The sequence below is a fragment of the Bacillus proteolyticus genome, from assembly GCF_001884065.1.
Lineage (GTDB): Bacteria > Bacillota > Bacilli > Bacillales > Bacillaceae_G > Bacillus_A > Bacillus_A proteolyticus.
In genome coordinates this window covers 78820-97250 of the sequence record NZ_MACH01000054.1, presented here as the reverse complement: position 1 = coordinate 97250, position 18431 = coordinate 78820, and the positions used below count along the sequence as shown (strand labels likewise).

Sequence of the window (18431 nt, the reverse complement as noted above, 5' to 3'; positions counted from 1 at the left end):
ATTTATACTATAAGTCTATTTTCTCTTAACACTTCTATGTTACCAAATACAGCTTTTAGAAAATTAGGAATTACAAGCAGCGTTGTAATTCCTATATTTTGATATTTTGGTTTACTAAGTCATAAATTAAATCAGCAATTTTAGATGAGCGATCTTTAATCGAGTCTTTATCAAAATGTCCCTTTGTATTAGGTACATACTTACTTTCCTTTTCGTTCACCAAGGAAACTAAATTTGCGTTCTTACCACCTTTTGTTGTGGAAATCAAATCTTTAGCAACTCTTTGCGTGATTATAAAATCTTGATCTGAATATAATTTAATCTTATCCTCAAACTTTTTATTTCCTACACTCGAATTTTCATTATTGAAAAGTAAAGTTAAATTACCAATAAGATTTTTATGATTTTTAAAATCCTCTACTGCAATAAAGCCTGCATCAGAAATATCTTTATCAAAAATAACCTCTTTAGATAAAATATGCTCTACGGTGATTTTTTGTTTTTTCGGAGGTACTATTACCGCACTATTACCATGGAAATATAATTCAATAAACTTTAAAATTACAGATGCCTTATTAGATAAGGTTCCATTTGCATTTTCAAGCTTTCTTAATGGTAATATTTGTTTAATATCTGTTGATTTACTTAAAATATTTTTCTTTGCTTCAGCATCAAGTTTTTTATAAGCATCATCTATATACTTTCCATTTTCAAGTTCTGAATAGTATTTTTGCAAAATTGTCGGAAGAATGCTTTCAATAAAATTCATTTGTGTAAATGTAAATAAAACAGAAGCTCCAAGTCTTACACCAAGGTCTAATACTTGTTCCTTCAATTTTTGATCTGCTTGGTAAAAGGGTATTAATAATGAATGTAACTGTTTAATATTGAAAAGTTTAAATATGATAAACATGTTATGATCATCTAAAAAGACTTTGTAATTTCCTTTTTCTATTTCAGAGTATATCTTAGAAACATCTTTTAAATCCCTTACTAAGTCAAATATTTCATTACTATTAAGCCTTTTAGTTTCAAAATAATCGTATACAATATCTTTTTTTATATTTTCTCCATATTTACCAATAATGTAATGCTTCAAAAAAGTTGAAGAAGATATTTTCTTTTTAGGGTTTAATTGAAGGTTAGAAATAAATTCATTCCAATCATTATTAAACTCCTCTACATCATCTTTTTTATTTATACCTTTGGATATAGTCTTAAGGAATAAATTTTTCACTAAATCAAGTGGCTCTAAGCTTCTTCCTCGATCATTAAGTACCTCAAATAATTGAAACGCTTTATTATAACTAGTTGATACAGTTACAATAAAATAGATACGACTTTTAAAATAAGAAATGAAGTTTTTCAACTGTTCATCGCTTAATGCTTCTAAATAATCTTTGGCTGTTGTATAGACTTCCTCGATTTTTGAATCAGACTCTAATTTTACTTCATATTTTTTATTGTAAAGAATATTTTTATACACCTTACCAAAATTTAGTGTTGGGTCATGTATTAATTTACAATCCTTAATTTCATCATCATTATCTAAAATTGCGTACGATTGAACGATGTCATTTAGTTTCATCTGCCATTTCTTAATTTCTTTTGCATTTTGTGATGTAGTTATTTTGGCTTCAACAATTTCCTCTAATGATTTACAAATTAATGTTGTTGTAGTAAGACGCTGTTGTCCATCAACTACAAGATAACGTTCATTGTCTGTTGGTTTTATTAGAACTATATTTCCTAATAAATATCCTTCTAGGTCATCTTCACCTACTGAAAAACCATTAGTATCTTCTGATAGATCATCTAATAGTTGTTGCACTTCTTCTTGCCCCCATACAAAATCCCTTTGAAAATCGGGTATCAAAAACTTATACGAGTCATCTGATAAAAAAGATTTAATATTTAATAGCTCTGAACTAATACCATTTTTAATCATAGTTCTATCCTCTCAGTTGGCATTTTTTCTCTTCAAAAACACTCATTAATATATACAAATGCTGCTTTTAATTATATTCTAACTTAAAATTAAAGGAAATTATTATTAATCATAACTATAACTCAACTAACTTTAAAGCAAATTCTTCATTTTTACGTTTATATTCTTACTAAATAAAAGACAGGTAGCTGTTCTGCCCCTGTCAAAATAACCCCTTTATTTTTTTGGTACGCCCCTATTGAAAAAGTGACTACTTTATATTCTATTTTGCAAACTAATAAAATCGATATTTCATTAATTAATTAAAGGTTGAAAAATCCCTGACATGTGCTTACACCCACTATGTACTGGTTCCATAAATGCAAAGGCATAAAATGTGAGAAATATCCCCCTAATATTATTCCTAAACGAATAATTAACTTTCAAGGGAGAAGGCGTAATTTATGTTGAAAAAACTACCTCATTTACCATTTTAGTAATAACGGAGTTTTCATTTAAGACTTATAAATGTAGATTTTCTACATTTATAAGTCTTAGGAGTTAATATATTCATCTATCCTAAAATCCAATATCGTAGTATTGTTTAGGCATCCACCCAGAACCTTTAATAGAAGAAGCATAATTAAAAGTTGTTTTTAAAAATTCTGCTCTTAACTTACTATTCTTTCCTGTTTTCATGATGATTGTTTCTTTAAGAGGATGATTACTTTCAATTAGATATTCATTCCGTTTGTATAATCGCTCTAACAAAGATTCATGCGGTACTCTAGCAAATTTACCATTGTGTTCTCCCCTATTACATTCTTGACAAGTTAATACAAGATTCCATACACCATTTAAATCCATATCCACCGTTGATAAATATTGAACAGAGAGCGGTATAAAATGATCTACATCACAGGTATTTGGTTGACCACTATCAATAGAAATACTTCTATAACAATAAAAACATTTTCCTTTTTGATACCCATTTAGTGGTTTTCTTACAGACGTTAAATTTACACGTTCATGAGAGTGTAAATACCTCTCTGGTGTAATAGACTTCAAAAAGAAGAATTGCTCAAGCTCCCCATCAAATCTAACTTCTAACTTTGGATTTCTTTCCGTCCAAGCACTTTCTACTAAGTTCCATCTACCTTCAATCTCATTGAACAAATTCGCTCGTTGTTCACTTTCATTCAAGATATAGATACTATCAGTTAATGCGATACCTAACGTTTTTCCCTGAACAGACTTTTCATAGAACAATGTATTAAGTTCCCCATTGGGAATGTTATGAAAAGCATCTATTACATTATTGAAGCCTACTTTTTCAGTAACTTGCAACAACTGTTCCCATGTAATTTTCTGTTCATTGTACAATTCTAACGCATTGATAAACTTAGATGATGCACTAGTAATTTGCCTTTTTCCATTCCCTATATGCTCTAACATATACTTAGCAAATATCGGTGACAACTCCTCAAGGCTTACAAAACTCTTATCACTTTTTCCTAGCTCTAATAGTGTCTTTGCAAAAGCAAACTTATATGTGGCTACATTTCTTCCAAACAAGTAAACCGATCGAAATTTAGATTCTAATGATTGGTCATTCTCAAGGAAATTATTCATACAATCCCCCCCTTAGTAATTATTAGTCCTTTACGTCAATAAGGTAGATAGCTTTCTCAAAACCACCTCGCTTTTCTTTTTTCTCCTTACGAATCGCTTCCAGCTCTTCAAAATCTACCCCATAAGCTCCCAATGAAGCATGAATTAACTCTAAAATATCTGCGAGTTCCTCAATAGCTCCCTTTTTTTCAACAGCTTCCATAAACTCATGTGCTTCCTCAATCATTTTTGCTTTTACTTCTACTAGTAGCTCATCAGATGTAAGTATTCTTGCGTTGTAGCTTAAACCCTCAGCTTTGATAATTTCCAAAATATTATCTCTTACTAATTTGTTATAGATAGGCATGTTTAATCTCCTTTGTATATATTAAGTCTTTAAATTAATCGTATCACGATAATTGCCTCATCCACCATATTACGTCAAAATTTTAACTAGTCTAAATTCTTGCTGTTTGCTAAACTATCTAGAAGGAGTGATTTGATGAGAAGCAATAAAGAATTTTGTCCGTATTGCCATTCTGATTTACAAGGAGAACCTATACCCAAAAAATCACAAAAAGCATATGGTACAACTCATTTTTCAAGAAAAATTGGGATTAGTAGCATTGAAGCTGATAAAATCGTTAAATGGAAATGTCCAGACTGCGAGAAAGAGTGGAAAGTAAAATAGTTAGCCAGCATAAAATTTCTGTCAATAACTATCGTTTCGTCGAAGCTATTTTTTTCGTGAGATGGATTTTTACCTACTCACATCTTACCTTAGGATTGGATAGGCATTAGAAGTGGGAAATACCCTCCAATCAAATGTAAATAAAAAGAGACCCCTTTAAGAGTCCCTTAACTTTCTAACTGATGTTCTTTGATTAACTTGTCTAATTTTGGTCTTGATATCCCTAGTTCTTTAGCAAGCTGCGACTTAGAAACTACTCGATTCATATATCGTTTATAATGCGTTTCAAAGTCTGAGATAGATACTTCTTTTCTTCCTTTGTAACTTTCCTTCTGCTTTTGCTTTTGCTTCTGCTTTTGCTATCGCAATGCCTTCACGCTGTCTCTCAAGCATGTTTTCACGTTCAAAATCGTTAATAGCACTAATCATCTTTAACATTAGTCTGCCAGTTGCTGTTGAAGTATCAATATTCTCCTTTATTGATACTAATTGAACTCCTTTTGATTCTAATAGTTCGACTAGTTGTAATAAGTCTTTAGTGGAACGTGCTAATCTTGAGAAGTCTGCAACAAAGATCGTGTCCCCTTCTCTCGCAAAATCTAGCATCTCTTGTAGCTTTGGTCTGTCTGTATTTTTGGCTGATGCTTTTTCTTGATACACCTTATCTATTTTATACTGTTTCATAGCTTCGACTTGTCTTGCTTCGTTCTGTTCAACTATTGATACTCTGATATATGCTATGTTCATGTTCATCATTCCTTACGTACTCATCCGATGAATCAAGGATTTAATTTTACATAGCTTATAGACAACAACATGATACAAGCAAAAACATCAATTATTTTTGGTATCAGCCTAATAGAATAACTGTTATCGGTTATCCTTGTCGAAATACATTAACTTTTTACTATAGGATGTGATTAATTTAGCACACTTAATCACATCCATTATTTTAAGTCATGTCGGAAATTTACCGATTGAATGTGTGAATGAGAGTTGTTTCTATATCTGCCTAACCCACAAACAAACTTACTCACAGCTGGCTTAAATAATGCCATCAGAATCAATTCCAACAACGAAACAATGAACAGACCTCTTAACCCCCACCACGCATGGGCGTGTGTGTATTAAAAAAAGACATCCAGCTTAGTTGGATGTCTTTTCATAACTTTACTTAACCGATATTTTTGATTAATATCACTCACCTTTAAGTGAAGTAACAGTTATAGTTTTCTCTCACAATAGTTTTTTCTTTAGATATCAATGCCTTTCTATAAATATGGCAATAGTACAGACCTTTCTCTCGAATCTTTAAGATCTAACCATCTAAGATAAAACTACCTTTCATATTTTTGCTTATATTTTTCATTAAAAGTAGTAGCTATTAAAATTGATACAATTTGATCTCCTTTACATAGTGGACAAACCGTGCCATTATATCCTACTAAACCTCTTCCGTTACACCTTGGACATTCAACTTCATCAATGCTTTCCCTATCATAATTATTTAATTCTTCGGCCGTTATCTTCTGGTCACCATTACAGTAGCCACATAAGACTCCATTAATCCCCTGAGTACCATTCCCATTACAATGCGGACATTCAACTTCATCAATATTATTAACATCATAGGATGCCGCCTTTTCTGGAGTAATCAGGGAATCTCCTTTACAAAAGATACAAATTTTATTGTTCAGCCCAGTAGTTCCCCTTCCATTACAATGGGGGCAGGGTTTTCGTAAATCCTTTTTGATATCAAATTGTTTTACAATCTCCTTTGGTAAAAATAAGGAGCCTCCACAAAATGTACATAAAGTTCCATTAATGCCTAGAAACCCGTTCCCTTCACATGCAGGACAAAAATCAATTCCTAATTCTTCAAAGTTATAATTCTCTGCTTTCTCTAGTATTACAACTTGATCTCCTTCACAATAAATACACAAATCACCTACAAATCCAGTGATTCCTTTACCATAACAATGTGGACAATCGGCTTCATTAAATTTTGTTGGATCATAGTTACCTTTTTTCTCACGAGTAACATAACCTACACTATCACAGTATGTACAAATTTTCCCATTAAGTCCCCTTATTCCTTTACCATAACAATGCGGGCATTCTTCCTCATCCAAATCAATAATTATTTCTTCAGATTGCTCTAAGATTTCATTTATTATTTTCTCAGTATGTACTTTTGAATCACTTTGCTCAAGAGTTCCGATAATATCTGAAATATAAGGAGCTTTTTCGTTTATGAATTTATCAATAGGAGCAGCTTCTTGATCTTTCCTTGCTTGTTGTAAAGCTTCTTTTGTTATAGAAGAAATGTCCTTTAGAAGTTGCTTAGACTCGGTTAAATAGACCTGTTGTAAAGTTGAATTACTTTCTTCTTCCATCTTGTCTTTTACTTCATGAATTATGTTAATTAATTGTGTCAATTTCATTGTTGCATTTGCTTCATAACGAAGGATGCGTTTTCTAGCACTTTGTTTGATAGATTTTACTTGTTTAACTTCTTCAATTGTAATATTAGTGGAAAGTTTATACCCATAATCATATTGTGTATGATGGTTAGGACATAAATATATTAAATTATATGGAGAGTTGTTTGGGTAAACACTCACTGGCTCTATATGTGCAATTTCACCATGATTCATATCTCCACATATTGCACAAGCATAAAAGGATTCACGTTTAATATCTTCTTTAATACGATCTGGTATATAAGGTCGTTGTCCTTTTGGAGAGCGTGGCCAAGGCTTATTTAGGTAATTCATAAATGAGATTACTTTGTCTCTTTCAAAGTAGAGATCTTCGCTTTTTAGATAGTAGGGGAGTGTTGTTGACTCACCTCTTTTTGGACAATATTTCATAAAATATTCAACGAGTTCTACCCCTACTTGCATAAGCATTGCTGTTTCAAGAATATTTAAATCTTTTTTCATAAAAAAAAATCTCCTCTTAAGGTTTGATTTCATGATACCATAAAGTTGTAATTATCGAGTAAAATACAAATAATTTCTTTTACTTATGTGGCTTGATTTCAGAGTATAAAAAACCTTTTCTATAATGTAAGTTGGGCAGGTTGGAGAGTGAAATTGGATTGTCTATTCTTCATAAAATCAAAATTTCATTAAACATAGCTGGACATAACAAAAGGATATGATTAATCCATACCCTTCAATCCATAAACAACAGAATTAACTTATATACAAACTAGCCAATAATTTCTTCATTCCCTCCTCTTCTTTAGCCTTTTCATGATTTTCCCGGCTATTAAAGCCTTCACGTTTCCATTCTGGTATATATGGAAGTAATTCAACTTGGTTCTGTCGCTGCTCTTTAGATTCTGATTTCTGGGCTTCGACCAATTCGGGATAAAATTTTCTTTCGTTTCCCCTTTGATTGTTTACTTCTCCCTTTCCTTCTTGCTCTTTCTTCTTCTTTTCCCTCAGAGCTTCTTTATAATCAAAGTGTTTCACCACACTATCTTCCCTATCCATCCGTTCTGATAGTTCTTTAGAGCGTTTAATACGATATTCAGCTTCCTTAATAGCATCACCATCTGCTAACTGCTTCAACATAAATCCAGTTGGATTTTTCAACCCAATTCTTCCATCCATCGCAATATGAAGAGCTTTAACTAACACTTCAACTCCATGTTTTTCTTGATATTTTTGAAGTTTAGATAACGCTTGGTCATTAGACTCACCCTCATACTTTTGGAAAGTATCTCTTATTTGTCTATCTAACGCAAGAAGCAGCTCAGGCTTTTTCATTGTAGCTTTATATTCTTTACTATCTTGAACTACAATCGTTTCAACACTTTGAGCATTACCCTTTTTAATATTTATCGTTTTCGTATTTCTTGCTATACACTCGGCAATTGCATCATCTACATCCTGCGAATACTGTGGTCTACTATAGATTTTCTTCACTTTCTCTTTTTCCATTATCAAAATGTTACTATAGAGAAATCCTTCTTCTTCCAAAATTTTCGTATAGTTTTTTACAGTTCGATCTGATCCCCCTGTCTCTTCAGAGATTTTGGCTATGTTTGGAAAGCTAATCTTTCTATAACCATTACCCTGATTAACAAATTTCAAGATGTATATGAACTGTTTAAAGATTTCAACCTTTGTACCTTTCATCTTTTTACTAATAAATCTAAGTATTTCATTCGTATAAATCTGAATAAACGGGTCATTATCCGTTACCATCCCATTTATCCTAATATATAAGATATCAGATTGTCTAGAATTATTAATTTCAACCTTATTTTTCAGATCAATTGCATCATACACTGTGATTAGTTGTTGTTCTATTAAATTAGTTAATGACTGTTCAATTTTATAGACAAGTGACCTTCCTAAATCAGAAAATTCCATCAATTGCTTCACTGATATTGAAGTAAACCCTGCTTTATTCTCAAAAGTCTTTAGAACGCCATAAAGAAATATGTCCATGGAATCCTTTTTGTACGCTTCTTTGTTAAATTTTACAAACGTGTCCTTGTTATCTTTTTCAAACATAAAATATTATTCCTCTTTTCGTATTTTTTGCTTCCTCCTTTGAAATAGTCGGGGTTATTCTCTATCATTAATCCAAGAGAAACCTAAGTAAACAACCAAAACAGAAAGCGGAGCGATGTACAAAAGCAAAGCTCCTCTCTTTATTATTTGTTTCTTTCTTATTTCTTTGTTTCTTTGTTATTAGTAGGCAAGAAGTGAGCGGAATTTTCGTTTTTCATTCCTTAGCCTCCGGAAAAATCAGTTCCGTTTTTGCTGTTTTTATTCCCTACTGTAAGGAACACATTCGCTAATTTTTCAACTAATCTTGCACACCATATAAATTGAATAAGATCCTACTATTAATAAGAATCAGCTCTAGTATCATTATACAAATCGAAGAATTGAGAAATTAGGTCTTGATCCGTTATAAAAAAGCTGACGATTCTCGTCATCAAAACTAAAAAGTCGTGTCAAGAACTTTTTTGAAAAAGGCAAATTTTTTATTCTTTATGGAATTAGTTTCGATGAAGCTCTAATGATTTAAAGGAGGATGTACAGAGAGACCCAAAGAGACAGATGAGATTATACTAGTTAGCCTTGAAAATACCTCAGGAATAAATTGTATTAATTTAGCAGATGCAGGGGATATGTCTCGTATCGACTTTTTTACAATTGGACGTGTGAAATAGGGAGGTACGATACTAAAATTAGCGGGCTGCGAATTACAATTGTAATCACTTGAAAGGGAAAATGGAGTTGTCAATTAACCTGACAACTCTCCTTTATAATACCTTCTCATTAATTACATTATATTGCTTTGTTTTTATGCAGGAAATTTTTCTATTTTAATAACTGAATTTTTATCATCGATGAGAAGTTTTTTCTCATTAATATCATTAATTAATGTCACTACAGCGACTCTAAATTGTTTAACATAGTCGTGTAAGTTGTATTTTTTTTCTATAATTTGTTCAACATCAGTCTCAATTAATTTATATAGATGACTATCCCTTAATAAGTCTGAGGTTGACCCTATCATACTCCTTTGTGATCTAGCCATAACAAAAGTTCTGTAAATTCTATCTATTATATCTTCAATAACATCTTCGTCTAAATCATATGAAACATTGAGTTTTTCATCTACTTGAATCACTAAACGTGTAGCATAGATAAAAAGAGAAAGTAAATTTTTAAAGGATAACCTAAAGTGTTTTTTTATTGCATCATTTACTTCGATTTCTGATTTTCGGTTGCCAAAAGAGTCAAAGAAATGAGATTTATACGATTCACAATTTTTCAGATCTGCCCATCGATCAATCTTGTCAAAATCTAAATTTTGTCTGAATTTTTCATCATATTTACGAACTACTTTGATCATCCTAATCAAATCTGGCATAAGATTAGCTACAATTTTTATAGCATTTTTTACTTCTGGTATGTCGGAATGGAGAAATATTATTTTTTCGAACAAGTTATACACTGGTTCTACTTTATTAGCACGTTTTCCAATGAATTTTCGAATATCCTCATCATCTTTATCAACAAACAATGTAGTAGGTAGTATTGCCCGTAGTAAATCTATTATATGTATAACCTCTTGATTATCCTTCTTTTTCTTCATTGAAAATCGACGGTATTCAATTAAAATTTCCTCTTTTGAAACTTGATAAAGCAGTTCATTTTCCAACCACTCTTTGTACCGAGTTCCAAATTTGTCATCAACTTTAACCTTTTGAGTATCATTATTACTATTTGCTATATCATATCCCAGTCTTTGTGTATCATCTTCTGAAACTAAATCATCAAGAAGTACGGCTTTAAAAGGAATTTTAATATTTAGTAAATCATCAAGAGACATCTCATTTAAACGCCTTTCAAAATTGATATTTTCCTTTTTATTAATCCATGTTAGAACATTGTTTACATCATTTATACTTACATTAACAAAGATCATATCTACCACATCTTCTATGAAATACTTTAATAGCTTCTCTCTCAGTGAAAATTCATTTTTTTTAGCTATTTTCTTATGAATAACCTTTTCTCCCTTTTCCCTTTCAATTTGATATGTTTTAATAATTATTAATATACGACCTAATGATATTGTTTGTAATCCATTTGTAATACACGCATCGGCAAACTCAAGTGTATTCTCTTTTTTTGGATTAATTTCTCCCTTGGTAATTGTTAATGAAGCCCCCGAATGATAAGCCCAGAAATCGTTCTTTTTCCCATGTAGTAAAAAACTTTCAAGAATCCGTTTATTTACTTCTGTAAGTCCTTGATATTCTCTTGGATTTGATCCCGCTTCAGTGTCTCTGTATGGGACTGGTAAAAGTTGTCCCAGGGTAGTTTGACCAAAAACTACCTCCTTGTTTGGTATGCTGTAACTCATCACACCAAACTGTATACTTTCATATCGGTTGTTCATAAAATTTCCTCCTTAAAGTAATGCTCAAGAAAATATGATGGATTTGTTAAAAACCGAATAAATTTTTCTTCAGTGATTAAAAAGAATTTATTTTTCTCAAATAAAGAAAGTTGTTTCCAAATGTTCTGACCTACGTATGGCACAATTAGAGCAAATAGTATTTCTTTATCATTCTGTTTTATTTTATCTACACTTTCGTTTAAGTACATCTCTCCAAATATTTGTTTTGCCTGCTTCTTATGTACTTTAGTATGAAACCACCACTTAAGTTGACAAATGATGACAAAGTTAAAAACTTCTATAATAAAATCGACACCACCATCATTTGATGTTCTTTTTTTATTCAATATATGAGGAATATAGCCCGCTTTCTTAAGTAATAATTCCACAAATGATTCCTCACTAAGACCACTATTCTCGAATTGAATGCGTAATAACCTTAACTGTTCAACAGATGACTTTGTCAACGATAGTTGTCCAACATCATTATAATCTGGTCGTGTTGGCATGTTTTCACCTCCATTTCGTTAAAGGTATTATTTCCCAATATCCAAATTAGTATGCAATTTCGGATATTGAAATTTGAAACTACAAATAAACAATGGCTCTATTTGTTCCATTTGACCCTACTCATAAAGAATATTCATTGTTAGGTTTTCGAAATAATAAGCTCCTATTGTTTATTAGAGGGGAGTTCGATAATAAACATACATTCTTCGTTTAAAAGGAGATGTAGAAAGAATACTACCTATCTTTAGAATAAGAAAAAGAGCAGGCGAATGGAAATTTAAGCGTGGTATTGACAACTTTACTAAGGTAATTCAAGACCTTCACTATCAACAAAATGTGAATGAAGGATGTTTTCTACCCAATGTTGTGAGACTGACTCGATACAATGACTATATAAATGAAAGTACTATTTCAGCATCTAATTTCTCTATTCCAGAGAAATTAGATGCTGTTGAGAAGTTTTGCGAGATGGCTAGTAAGTTCCCTAACATCACAGCATTCCTTGCTCATATAAGCAAGTGATCAAGGGCAAGCAAAAGAAGTCAAAAGGAAAAGATGCTGTTAATATGAAGAGGGAGTATATTCCTAAATAAATGCTACATACACGTTTCGAGATTTACTTTAAAGATACTCATTGTTGAAGTATTTTTATTAGATGAAAAGTATCAAATACCCGTCTCGTGTCGGAATTTTTTGCTCCGTGACGTGTGAAAGAAGCTACTATACCCTATTTCTGTAGTAAAAGGACTGTAATATGTCGAAAATACCCCCCACCATCATAAGTATCAAACCTACCTTTCTCAATATCACTCATGATCATAATCGCTAGTTTATCTTTTATAAGGTAGTCCGTTATCTCGCTTTGTATTGTCCCCTCCTTGCTTTCGTTCTCCATACACTTGTATAAGCTTCTTGGTCTAACTCTCCAACACTTAATTCATGCTAACTGTGTAGTTTGTTTTGTAATAAAAAATCCCCTCAAATACTGAGGAGATTTATCCATATACAAACAGCTAAGGCTAATATTTTGTGGTCACAAGTGCGGTCACAGAATTTACAATATCCATTGCTTTTTTAATAGAATTTCGTTTATACAAATCTGTGAGAATACCTTTAAATCAACTTTTCTCCCGTAGCTCAGCAGGGAGAGCGCCATCTTGACAGGGTGGAGGTCGTGAGTTCGAGCCTCTCCGGGGTCATAAAACTCAATAAATAATAACAAAAAAATACCGAGAGCACATCTCCTGAGTAATTACTCGATAAAAAAAGAAAAAGGGACCCACCTAATCAAAGTTAATCGCCTCAGAATGCGTCTCTCGTTATTGTGCTTTTGAGATATAACTAATTAATCCACAAATAGATGAATCCCATAGAGTCCCTAACACTCTCTGAGTGGTCTAACTGTAAAGAGATTTCCTCCTCTGGTTTACCCTTACAGTAATTGAAATTATAGTTTGTACACTCGTTGAAACCAGTGAGATAACTCTTGGGACTACCGTTTATTTAGCACAGATCCCCAGTTTTACCTACAGTAATCCCCCTCGGATATCCTAATTTAATGATGCTCTACTTAGTAATTCTATACAAAAAATAAAGCAAGGATTTCTCCCTGCTTCTGTTAGTTTCTTTTATTGAGAAGATTAACCACCAATATTCTTATCTGCCATTCTATACAATTTATATCTATTTTGCCCTCTTCTTTTTTCGATTTCTAAATATAACCTCTCACGTTACTACTGTGGTGAACCCTACAGTCAGTTGTAAACCTGTAAACAGCAGTTTATCATTTAGCGGAATATCAGGTGCACTCCACAGTAGTACCGGAGGGATAAGTATACCTATGATTACAAGAGTTCTCATTATCTTTCCCATTTTGTTTCCCCTATCGTGTTTTTAAAATCTATATGTATTTTTCAATCTTTTTACAATTCTACTAACCTCTCACGTAAAACTAATTCACTCTTATTCAAATACCCTCTATGTATTTCCTCTACAATTTTATCATGATTAAAACATAATACTTTTTCATCACCTAAATAACGAACCGGATAAAGAACCCCTACATAATCAAAATCACGTTTATCTGCTGTAATGACCATTCTTCCTCCTTGTTAAACATTTTCCATCTCCCTCCTAATTGTATTTAAGGGAGAAATATTTTATGCTCCATATTATTTATTATCACTACTTTTCCATGTGTTTTAATCTAAGTTCTACAGGATTCGCCCAAAAGGAAAATAACGAAAAATAATCTACAAAACTAAATTTAATATGTAATGTTGTAAATCAAAAAACAAATGTACCTATAATAAATAGTGATTTTTCCTAAACTAACGTGGATGTTCGAGGCTACTAAATCGCTCTTCAATTTTACTACGCTCTTTTAGCACTTATTGTCCCAAGCATGCACGTACATAAATTTCCTTTTTCTGTTACAGATGAAGAAACTCACCAAAATTAAATCAGCCCCTTTTATTTTGTATATTTTCCCGTAATCAAACCGTTTAACAATACGTGCTATTCGAATCCCCTCTTTATCACACAGCTTTACTCAAATATTTTTCATACTAACAATTTGTGTATACTAGGTATTCACCGTCCCTCATACCTCTAATTGGTGCATATCATATTAGTATTAAATTTATATACGGGGGGGTGACTTTTGACTTCAAATAACGAATTAATTATTTTTATTCATATTGCTAAAACTGGTGGTACAACATTAAGAGATATTTTAGACACACAGTATGGTGCTCATTCATTATTTATGTATGCACATAAAACCATTGGGCCTCTAAATAATAAGGAGCAAATAATAAACCTGCTTAAAGATCATATATATAGCGCTAAAGCTATTAGTGGTCATTATAGTTTCGGTATGAAATAGAGGGGCAACTATTATCTCAAATAAATCATTCAAGAAATATCACTTATATTTCTATGTTAAGAAAACCTGTGGATAGAATATTTTCTCAATACCATCATTACAAACGAAATAATTGGATAAATTCTGAATTAACGTTTGAACAATTTATTAAACATAAACTCTATGTTTGTAATCATCAAACTCTATGTTTATCTGGAACAGATATCCCGAATTTAAATATTGCGAAAAAAAACATAATAGATCATTTTGTTTTAGTCGGAATTACAGATATGTATAAAGAATCTTTGTTTTTAATGAAAAACCATTTTAATTGGAAAGATTTAAAATACAATAAATTAAATAGTTTTATAGCCCCCTCCATAATAAAATCAATACCTAATGAATTAATAATACAGATAAATAATGATAATAATTTAGATTTAGAATTATACGAATTCGCAAAGGATTTATTAAATAAAAAGATTAAATCATTAAGCGAATCCCAAAGAAACGAATTACATCATTTTTCACCCTTCATATAAAATGTAGAATATAACAAACTCATTGACACTCCAAAAAGAATGTCTAAGATAATTAACCTTTTTAGGAAAATACGAGTACAGTAAACTATCTCTAGAAAAATTTAATACACTTGTATAATTAGTCCATTTTAGAAACAATTAATTTCTTTTACACATTTGATTTACTTATATAAACAGCTTAATTGGTATGCTTTTCAAATCGCACTTCCCACAACACAAACCCTTAGTTATTAGTGAACATAACATCTTTTCGCACTCCATCACCTTTATATTATATATCCGGCTATTAATTCCCTAGAGCTATTCTTAAAGGTTATATGTTTTTCCATACCTCTTTGACTGCTGACTATTACTTATAGAAACTAGTGATTTGAGCGAAACACTATGTACTTACTAATTACAAAAAAACGAAAAGACACTCTCTAAAGTGTCTTTTCGTTTCGAGTCACTTCCTACCAAACATCTTATCCAAAAATTTCACATTCGCAAACAATAATTCTTTTAAGTTATCGTCAGCATACAATAGTATAAAACTTACATTACAAATGTTTTTTTAGTATAATATTTATACGATCCATTTTCCATTCTTCTCCAAAAGATAAAGAGCCTTGTAGTATTCCTACCAGGCCCTTTATCTTTCAATCCGAATCCGTAGCACAGATTAACCACATTTTATGCTCCTTACTATCTAATACCATCCAAGTTGTATCCCACGCAATACCGTAAAACCAATCTGTCCAAGGACGGTAGCTTTCGAATGCTTTAATATCCTCATATCGATCTTGGAACATATATTGACATAAATTAACCGCTAATTGCTTGGCGACAACTGGTCGTTCTTGAAATTCTACATATGCTCCGCCGCACAAAATTTGAGTGGCAATACTACCATCAAGCATGACTGCCTGACGCTCTTTAAAACGACACTTATATTTTTCTGATGTATGTATTTTTAACGCTTCTAAGTTATTGATTATATCTAAAGAGTTAAAGATTCTTCTGAAAAAACGCTTGTGTCCATCTTCTCCACGCGGTATTTCTTTGAAAAAATTTTCGTTATTTACTTTAAAACAGCTTATAACCGCACCGCCATTTAGGTTTTGTTCTTTGAATGTATGTATTAATTGCTCAATAGATGGGTCATTCGTTTCTATTTTTTCAAACGTTCCTACTTTCCATCTCATAACGCCACTACTCTCTATTACAAATTTGTTTCTTCATTTTATAGTACTTGTTTTAACATCAGCCTTGCTATTCTATATTCTTCACTATTAGGTTCTTTTACGAGTATCGGCCGCCTTTCATCCTCTTCTTCTAAAATCATTTCAAATATTTCTGTTTTTTCTTGTAATATGTTGGATTCCCTATTTTTAGTAGGTTGTTTGCTTGTTTCAATTTTCTTTGTCACTTCGCCAAGCTTTTGTCCGACTGCTTCTGCTTTGACAGGTTCATTCGTAACGTAGTATTCCTGGCCCTCCCATACTAACATAGGTGGCACTTGTTCTCGTTTGTTACATATTATGTAAGTAACACTAGCTATAAGTAGTAGACATACCGCTATAAAGAAGATAGCTTTTTTATTCATATACTATTCTCCTTACCTATCATTTTATTGGATTATATAATACAGAGAATAGATAGCAAATGGGTTTTATGGTAATTTTTGTTTTATTTTCAAAAAAGAAAAACCTTACAAAAGTAAGGTTCCATTTTTAAATTCTATAGTGACTGATTTATTAAAACGATCATTACGATAATCGCTATAAACATAACAACTAAACAGCCGATCATTTTATAAAAGCCTCTTTTCGTTAACGTCCCACCTTGAACGTCTTTACGAATAAATAAGAATACGGCTAAAAATAATACAAGTCCAATGCCAAAAGCATACATCATTTGCATATATTAATCTTCCTTTCTCTCTTCCATCTTAATATCTTTTTGATAAAACAACAAATGAGATAAAAACTGTACTCATCGTAAGTGCCATAAGTATGTTCAGTAGTTCAACCGCAGATAGTGTAATTACTTTTAAGTTTAAGCCAATCGAGAAAAGAAGATAGTATGCTGTTAGCGCAAAAAAGCTGAAGAACATTCCCTTGTAACGAATGAGTTTCATTCGCTCGTCTTTTTCTTTAAATTGCGGGTGCAAGTAGCTTAGGCAGAAACACATAATCATCATTGCAAGCACGGTATAAGTTGGAATTGGCGGTGCAGAATGCGTCATTATACCTGCTAATATCATAAATCCACTCATAAATAGAAAAATAATTCCCATAATAACAAAGTACTTTTGTGAATAGTTCATCTTTACTCCTCCCCTTCTTTTCCCTCATAAATGAACACATATTCTATCGTTGTTTGAAATGTTTTCGCTATTTCAAATGCTAACGGAAGTGATGGATCATATTTCCCTTTTTCAATTGAAATGATGGTTTGTCTGGAAACTCCAAGTTTCTCAGCCAATTTTTCTTGAGATAGTCCGAATTTTTTTCGGTATTCGACCATTTTATTTTCCAAGGAAATTTCTCCCTCCTTCCTTATACCGAGTATATATGTAAAGGAAACTTTACGTCAAGTATCCTTTACATATATTCCGATTATTTTTCATTCTATTTATATAGAAGAAACTTTTTCAACTTAATCATGTCTATTTTGAAATGAAACATGGAACAATGTATATATCCGTTACTATATCTCCTCCCCACTTTTGTGAAAATTTAATATCTCCATATTTGTTTTATCCTTTTAAACTATTTCATTCTTCTCCTTATTAGATGAAATGCGCTATTGTTTTTACGTTGTTTTTCGCCATATTTATAGAAACTAACGGTTTATGAAGCATTTTTTATGTTTAGCCACTTTTTTTGTAGAAATCCTTCATTTTCCTTTCGATATTTAACACTATCGAAATAAAGTTTACGCTAAATTCATAATTTTTTATTTTTTATACTATATTCCGTTATATTGTTGTATAATATCAATGAAAGCGCTTATTATTTCAATATACATAATTCAAACTAATATTTATCGAAACATTCTAACAATTTTACTTATATTCAAATGCAACAATTATAGTTATTAATGTAGGTATACCAAATATATCCACCCCATTTTTCTGTAAAATTACTTTATAACATGAAAGATTAACTTGGGTGATAAGTTATTGTGAATGTTTTTTTACAAAACAGATAAGTAATAGTGTTTGGTATTATGTAAATTATTGTAATAACATAAGAGTAAAGAAAACAATTACATTAATTTTTAGTTCATCAATTATTGAAAAAGAGCAAAATGCACCTTTTGTATAGGAAAAGGATTATATGCATTGGGAGGTTTAAA

General features: G+C 31.5%; 17 protein-coding genes and 1 pseudogene. 4 read left to right on the top strand and 14 right to left on the bottom strand.

Annotated features, from left to right (window positions below; translation table 11 throughout):
- Positions 1–91 precede the first annotated feature (91 nt).
- The 3 genes from BAQ49_RS06825 to BAQ49_RS06815 all read right to left on the bottom strand — a co-directional run bounded on the left by BAQ49_RS06825 (position 92) and on the right by BAQ49_RS06815 (position 3905).
- Positions 92–1948: a DUF262 domain-containing protein gene (locus BAQ49_RS06825; RefSeq protein WP_071744714.1), complete on the bottom strand. Its 1857-nt coding sequence runs from the start codon at positions 1946–1948 to the stop codon at positions 92–94.
- A gap of 558 nt (positions 1949–2506) precedes the next feature.
- Positions 2507–3559: an HNH endonuclease domain-containing protein gene (locus tag BAQ49_RS06820; RefSeq protein ID WP_071744713.1), complete on the bottom strand. Its 1053-nt coding sequence runs from the start codon at positions 3557–3559 to the stop codon at positions 2507–2509.
- Between the two features lie 22 nt (positions 3560–3581).
- On the bottom strand, positions 3582–3905 hold the full coding sequence (locus BAQ49_RS06815) for a nucleoside triphosphate pyrophosphohydrolase (protein ID WP_071744712.1): 324 nt from the start codon (positions 3903–3905) through the stop codon (positions 3582–3584).
- A gap of 135 nt (positions 3906–4040) precedes the next feature.
- On the opposite strand from BAQ49_RS06815, the gene BAQ49_RS06810 reads away from it, so the two are divergent.
- The gene (locus BAQ49_RS06810; protein WP_071744711.1) at positions 4041–4229 is read left to right on the top strand and encodes a hypothetical protein; all 189 of its coding nucleotides are present in this window, start codon (positions 4041–4043) and stop codon (positions 4227–4229) included.
- Between the two features lie 285 nt (positions 4230–4514).
- On the opposite strand, the gene BAQ49_RS06805 is transcribed toward BAQ49_RS06810, so the two are convergent.
- The 5 genes from BAQ49_RS06805 to BAQ49_RS06785 all read right to left on the bottom strand — a co-directional run bounded on the left by BAQ49_RS06805 (position 4515) and on the right by BAQ49_RS06785 (position 11680).
- A complete protein-coding gene (locus BAQ49_RS06805; RefSeq protein ID WP_244159081.1) occupies positions 4515–4913 on the bottom strand; it encodes a recombinase family protein in 399 nt (132 codons plus the stop codon).
- Positions 4914–5566: 653 nt separating this feature from the next.
- Positions 5567–7174, bottom strand: coding sequence for an HNH endonuclease signature motif containing protein (locus BAQ49_RS06800; RefSeq protein WP_071744710.1), 1608 nt, complete (start codon positions 7172–7174; stop codon positions 5567–5569).
- Positions 7175–7429: 255 nt separating this feature from the next.
- Positions 7430–8761 carry a hypothetical protein gene (locus BAQ49_RS06795; RefSeq protein ID WP_071744709.1) on the bottom strand — a complete coding sequence of 444 codons (1332 nt, stop codon included), beginning with the start codon at positions 8759–8761 and terminating at the stop codon, positions 7430–7432.
- An 802-nt stretch (positions 8762–9563) separates the two neighbouring features.
- Positions 9564–11171 (bottom strand): hypothetical protein, encoded by a 1608-nt coding sequence (locus BAQ49_RS06790; protein WP_071744708.1) that lies wholly within the window; start codon positions 11169–11171, stop codon positions 9564–9566.
- Positions 11168–11680, bottom strand: a complete 513-nt coding sequence (locus tag BAQ49_RS06785; protein WP_071744707.1) for a restriction endonuclease — start codon at positions 11678–11680, stop codon at positions 11168–11170. Before BAQ49_RS06785 ends, BAQ49_RS06790 begins: the two co-directional genes overlap by 4 nt.
- 367 nt (positions 11681–12047) lie before the next feature.
- Between BAQ49_RS06785 and BAQ49_RS32780 the strand changes: the two genes are divergently transcribed.
- Positions 12048–12203, top strand: a complete 156-nt coding sequence (locus BAQ49_RS32780; RefSeq protein ID WP_165616030.1) for a hypothetical protein — start codon at positions 12048–12050, stop codon at positions 12201–12203.
- A gap of 1400 nt (positions 12204–13603) precedes the next feature.
- Here BAQ49_RS32780 and BAQ49_RS06775 read toward each other — a convergent pair.
- Positions 13604–13786: pseudogene (locus tag BAQ49_RS06775) on the bottom strand (DUF4176 domain-containing protein); the annotation flags it as partial.
- 557 nt (positions 13787–14343) lie between these two features.
- Between BAQ49_RS06775 and BAQ49_RS06770 the strand changes: the two are divergent.
- On the top strand, positions 14344–14568 hold the full coding sequence (locus BAQ49_RS06770; RefSeq protein WP_071744706.1) for a hypothetical protein: 225 nt from the start codon (positions 14344–14346) through the stop codon (positions 14566–14568).
- Positions 14569–14621: 53 nt separating this feature from the next.
- A complete protein-coding gene (locus BAQ49_RS06765; RefSeq protein WP_071744705.1) occupies positions 14622–15089 on the top strand; it encodes a hypothetical protein in 468 nt (155 codons plus the stop codon).
- A gap of 638 nt (positions 15090–15727) precedes the next feature.
- On the opposite strand, the gene BAQ49_RS06760 is transcribed toward BAQ49_RS06765, so the two are convergent.
- The 5 genes from BAQ49_RS06760 to BAQ49_RS06740 all read right to left on the bottom strand — a co-directional run bounded on the left by BAQ49_RS06760 (position 15728) and on the right by BAQ49_RS06740 (position 17609).
- A complete protein-coding gene (locus BAQ49_RS06760; protein ID WP_071744704.1) occupies positions 15728–16273 on the bottom strand; it encodes a hypothetical protein in 546 nt (181 codons plus the stop codon).
- 38 nt (positions 16274–16311) lie between these two features.
- Complete coding sequence (locus BAQ49_RS06755) at positions 16312–16674, bottom strand: hypothetical protein (protein ID WP_071744703.1); 363 nt, start codon at positions 16672–16674, stop codon at positions 16312–16314.
- 134 nt (positions 16675–16808) lie between these two features.
- Positions 16809–16991 carry a DUF3976 domain-containing protein gene (locus BAQ49_RS06750; protein WP_001178300.1) on the bottom strand — a complete coding sequence of 61 codons (183 nt, stop codon included), beginning with the start codon at positions 16989–16991 and terminating at the stop codon, positions 16809–16811.
- Between the two features lie 28 nt (positions 16992–17019).
- Positions 17020–17397 (bottom strand): permease, encoded by a 378-nt coding sequence (locus BAQ49_RS06745; protein WP_071744702.1) that lies wholly within the window; start codon positions 17395–17397, stop codon positions 17020–17022.
- A gap of 2 nt (positions 17398–17399) precedes the next feature.
- Positions 17400–17609, bottom strand: a complete 210-nt coding sequence (locus tag BAQ49_RS06740; protein WP_071744701.1) for a helix-turn-helix transcriptional regulator — start codon at positions 17607–17609, stop codon at positions 17400–17402.
- Positions 17610–18431: the final 822 nt, after the last annotated feature.

Excerpts from the sequence above, each read along its gene's own strand:
- BAQ49_RS06815 (WP_071744712.1), bottom strand. The coding sequence starts at position 3,905 with ATGCCTATCTATAACAAATTAGTAAGAGATAATATTTTGGAAATTATC.
- BAQ49_RS06750 (WP_001178300.1), bottom strand. The coding sequence starts at position 16,991 with ATGCAAATGATGTATGCTTTTGGCATTGGACTTGTATTATTTTTAGCC.
- BAQ49_RS06810 (WP_071744711.1), top strand. The coding sequence starts at position 4,041 with ATGAGAAGCAATAAAGAATTTTGTCCGTATTGCCATTCTGATTTACAA.
- BAQ49_RS06825 (WP_071744714.1), bottom strand. The coding sequence starts at position 1,948 with ATGATTAAAAATGGTATTAGTTCAGAGCTATTAAATATTAAATCTTTT.
- BAQ49_RS06800 (WP_071744710.1), bottom strand. The coding sequence starts at position 7,174 with ATGAAAAAAGATTTAAATATTCTTGAAACAGCAATGCTTATGCAAGTA.
- BAQ49_RS06760 (WP_071744704.1), bottom strand. The coding sequence starts at position 16,273 with ATGAGATGGAAAGTAGGAACGTTTGAAAAAATAGAAACGAATGACCCA.
- BAQ49_RS06755 (WP_071744703.1), bottom strand. The coding sequence starts at position 16,674 with ATGAATAAAAAAGCTATCTTCTTTATAGCGGTATGTCTACTACTTATA.
- BAQ49_RS06820 (WP_071744713.1), bottom strand. The coding sequence starts at position 3,559 with ATGAATAATTTCCTTGAGAATGACCAATCATTAGAATCTAAATTTCGA.
- BAQ49_RS06805 (WP_244159081.1), bottom strand. The coding sequence starts at position 4,913 with ATGAAACAGTATAAAATAGATAAGGTGTATCAAGAAAAAGCATCAGCC.
- BAQ49_RS06745 (WP_071744702.1), bottom strand. The coding sequence starts at position 17,397 with ATGAACTATTCACAAAAGTACTTTGTTATTATGGGAATTATTTTTCTA.
- BAQ49_RS06785 (WP_071744707.1), bottom strand. The coding sequence starts at position 11,680 with ATGCCAACACGACCAGATTATAATGATGTTGGACAACTATCGTTGACA.
- BAQ49_RS06765 (WP_071744705.1), top strand. The coding sequence starts at position 14,622 with ATGTTAAGAAAACCTGTGGATAGAATATTTTCTCAATACCATCATTAC.
- BAQ49_RS06790 (WP_071744708.1), bottom strand. The coding sequence starts at position 11,171 with ATGAACAACCGATATGAAAGTATACAGTTTGGTGTGATGAGTTACAGC.
- BAQ49_RS06795 (WP_071744709.1), bottom strand. The coding sequence starts at position 8,761 with ATGTTTGAAAAAGATAACAAGGACACGTTTGTAAAATTTAACAAAGAA.